Here is a 3,586-nt window from a genome sequence, read left to right as displayed (position 1 = left end):
TCACTACCGGGTCTATTCGCAAGTGCAGGATGGTATGTGGTGTTGTGTGGGGTCGGGATTAGAGAGCCATTCAAAATACGCCGAATTTATTTATGCGCGCGATAAAAAATCCAAACACACTCCCGATGTATTCATCAATTTATTTATCCCATCGCAAATGGAATGGAAAGAGCAGGGTATAAGCCTGACACAGACAACGCTCTTTCCCGATGAACCAGCGACGCAAATTGTAATAGATAAATCAGCACGTTTTAGTTTGCATTTGCGTTACCCCAATTGGGTGGAGCAAGGGAAATTGGAATTGCGAGTGAACGGAAAAGCATTAGATGTGAAAAAAAATCCGGGTGACTATATCGCACTGGAACGCCGCTGGAAAAAAGGCGACAAGGTCGAGTTAATACTGCCAATGCACACCGAGTTGGAAAAAATGCCCGATAGTTCCAACTACTACGCAATATTACATGGGCCAATTGTGCTCGCCGCTAAAACCCAACCCTTTGCCAATGAGCAGCTGAGTTATTTTTCCGATGATTCGCGTATGGGGCATATCGCCCAAGGAAAAATGTGTCCACTGGAAGCTGCACCGTTTTTACTGGGCAATAGCCGAGAGTTTATCCAACAATTAAAACCGGTTGCGGGAAAGTCGCTCACGTTTAATGCGTCCGGTTTAATCAATGGTCAGGATCTACAAAGCATCGAGTTAATTCCCTTTTTCCGGTTGCATGAATCGCGTTACGCGATTTATTGGCCGTACACCACAGTCGCCGATTTGGAAAAATCACGCGCTAAAGCCGCTGCTGACGAACACGCACGCATCACATTGCAAGCAAAAACCATTGATCAGGTTGCTCCTGGAGAGCAGCAACCAGAATCAGATCACTTTTACAAAGGCGAGCAAAGTGAGGCGGGAATTTATAACGGCCGTCACTGGCGCCACACCCGCGCCTGGTTTAGCTATGAATTAAACGATAAACAGCAAGAAGCAAAAATCTTGCAGATTACTTATGCAGGAATCGATAGCGGGCGCCGTTTTGAAATCCGGCTGAACGATGTTGTTATCGCCAGGGTACGTTCGCAGGCTAATAGCCAAGAATTTTTTACGGTGGATTATACAATTCCAGCGGATTTGGTAAAAAATGCCAACGGAAAATACACACTAAAATTTGTTGCCGAAACCGGTTCGGTTGCCGGTGGGATTTATGGCGTTAAATTATTGCGTGAGTGATGACTCACTGTTCATGGTTGGCGTAACTTCTGGTGTGTGCGGCAGGTTTTTTTGATAATTGCTTAAAAACGTGGCGTAACTTATTTCTGCTGTCACTTTTTTTAATGCGCTTTCATAGCGTTTTAAAAAAAGGTTGGCGGATTTTTTAGAAAAAACGCTATAAATATCTATATCTTCCCCGGGAATAGGCAGTATACGGATACTAGCTGTTTGGCCTGTGGTGAGGGCTTCATATTCAATGGCGTGACTATCAGGGCTAAAAAAAGCATCAAACCGGCCATTCACAACCAATTGTATTCCGCGTGCTGCAACATCATTACCACTCAATGGCACAAGCGTATTTTTGCTAACGGCAAGCGTAGATGAGTGAAAGCCTCCCTCCCATACTGCAAGCTGTAGTGTGCTTTTCTGTTCAATGTCTTTTGCTGATTTCAGATTGCTGGCACTGGGCACCACAAAGACCGAATTAGTGGTGAAGTAGGGAGTAGAGGGATAGGAAAATATTTTTGTGCGCGCCTCCGTTTTTGCCAAAAACAGTGCTGCATCCAACCGTTGGTGATCAAGCAAAAATACCAGGCGCGAAAGAGGGTAGTGTTTATATTCAACCTCCACTCCCATCTCCTGTGCGATTTTATCGAAGTAAGCCAGTGCCGCGCTGGGTTGCTTCGAGTTTTTAGGAAAAGTATGCGGTGGAAAATCGAAATAGCCGACGGTTAATTTTTCGGGTGCTAGATTATCTGCAAATGCATTCATGCACCAGCAGTGCAGCAATAAGCTGACGATAAAAAATAGCTTAATCGATGTTGGATGTTTGTTCATGAGTGCGGTGCTCTATCTTCCTGCGCTGCATCCTGGGCGTAAGGTAGTTATTTTGTACAGAATGTGAGTGGCCAGATTGTTAGTTAACTGTCGCATCAAGCCTCCTTAACCCTAGCGGCAAATTTGGTGTCCGTCAACGGAGCGATTTAAACCCAGGCACCCGGTACCCGGGGGCTTGCAGCGAGGGAGGGGAGGAAACGAAACCCCCAAGTTTATTGGGGGGAGAAGTGAATTGCGGTTTAGCAGAACTGATTAATGCTGTTGGCGTCGCGCCAAAAGATCTGCCACCGGGTTGGCGGAATTTAATTTTGCGTCAATTAAATCGGCTTGTGCGCGGGTTTGGTGGAGCAATGAAATAAGCATGCGCACTTCATCGTACATTTCGCCGTGGGTTTCATTGCTTAAGCGCCGCCCCATCTCTTGTCCAAGTCGCAATAACTCAGCCAATTCACGCGCGGTCTCGCCTTGCTCATCACGTAAAATATCTTCTCTGGTCATCATATACCTCCGTTAAAAACCACATTCCCTACAGGGGTTTTTACCATGTGTAGTTACAGCCTAGCCCCAATGTGTTTTTTAAACAAAGAGTTAATGTTCATAAACTGAAATGCTTATGATCAAAAAGTTATGAAAAAATAATTTTGTATTTTTTTGTGATCTTCCGCACTTATTCCTTTAAGTGTGGAAGTCAATTTCGCTCAGATTATTTTAATCGCTTACTTTTATATGAATCCAATTCTTTTTCATCTACAACTGGCCAGCCTTCTTTATCCCAGCGGATATTCAGTATTTTGAGTTTCTGCAAATACTTATCTGCGGTTTCATAGGCGTGCAGCACTAAATAGTCTTTGTCATCCCAGCTGTACGCACCGTTATGGCCAAGGCCGACCCAGTTTTTATTGCCTTTGATTAACAAGCTTCCACCGCCGTCATTCATGTCGTTACCGGTTTTATCCAGATAAGGGCCAAGCGCATTTTTAGATCTGCCAACCACTAGATGATAAGTAGAGTTCGCGCCTTTGCAGCAGAGTCCCCATGAGGCAAACAAATAATAGTAATCGCCTTTTTTGAAAATAAATGGCGCCTCAATTTCTCCGGGACCCGCATTGCTGCTGGCGCTTGCGGGCACCTGATCGCGTTTGGCAATGCTGTGCCATTCTTGTGGTTCGGCAGGACGTGTCCAATCATCATTGAGCTTGAATATTTTCAGCCCGCTCCAGAAAGAGCCAAAGCTCATCCAGGCGCTGCCTTGTTCATCCACAATCACGGCGGGGTCAATTGCATTCCACATATCGCGATTGGGCACTGATTGAATCACTATGCCTTTATCTTCCCAGCGGTAATCCGGCGATTTGGGATTTAAGGTTTTATTAACGGTTACGCCAATCGCCGAAGTATTTTTACCGAAGGCGGAAACCGAGTAATACAAATAAAACTGGTTGTTGCGCTGAATGATATCGGGCGCCCAAAGGTGGCCGTTAAAACCGGGCGCTACCGATTTTGCCCAGGTAGGTTCAGTGGCAAAGGCGCGATCTGATAGCT

The 3,586-nt window shown here is 45.5% G+C and carries 4 protein-coding genes; 1 reads left to right on the top strand and 3 read right to left on the bottom strand.

The window, feature by feature from the left end:
- Positions 1–1,225, top strand: a 1,225-nt coding sequence (locus tag ACWA6V_RS19145) for a DUF6805 domain-containing protein (RefSeq protein ID WP_449523992.1), incomplete at its 5' end; no start/stop codon positions are given.
- On the opposite strand, the gene ACWA6V_RS19140 is transcribed toward ACWA6V_RS19145, so the two are convergent.
- The 3 genes from ACWA6V_RS19140 to ACWA6V_RS19130 all read right to left on the bottom strand — a co-directional run.
- Entirely contained in the window at positions 1,211–2,044 is an 834-nt protein-coding gene (locus tag ACWA6V_RS19140) for a substrate-binding periplasmic protein (RefSeq protein WP_449523991.1), read from the bottom strand. The two genes, ACWA6V_RS19145 and ACWA6V_RS19140, sit on opposite strands and share 15 nt — an antisense overlap.
- Positions 2,045–2,296: 252 nt before the next feature.
- Positions 2,297–2,545 (bottom strand): hypothetical protein, encoded by a 249-nt coding sequence (locus tag ACWA6V_RS19135; RefSeq protein ID WP_449523990.1) that lies wholly within the window; start codon positions 2,543–2,545, stop codon positions 2,297–2,299.
- Between the two features lie 202 nt (positions 2,546–2,747).
- Positions 2,748–3,586 (bottom strand): family 43 glycosylhydrolase (locus tag ACWA6V_RS19130; protein ID WP_449523989.1); only part of this gene is annotated, 839 nt, incomplete at its 5' end.

Source organism: Cellvibrio sp. (assembly GCF_053579595.1).
The sequence above is the reverse complement of the archived record's forward strand: the minus strand, read 5'-3'. Positions and strand labels throughout refer to the sequence as shown.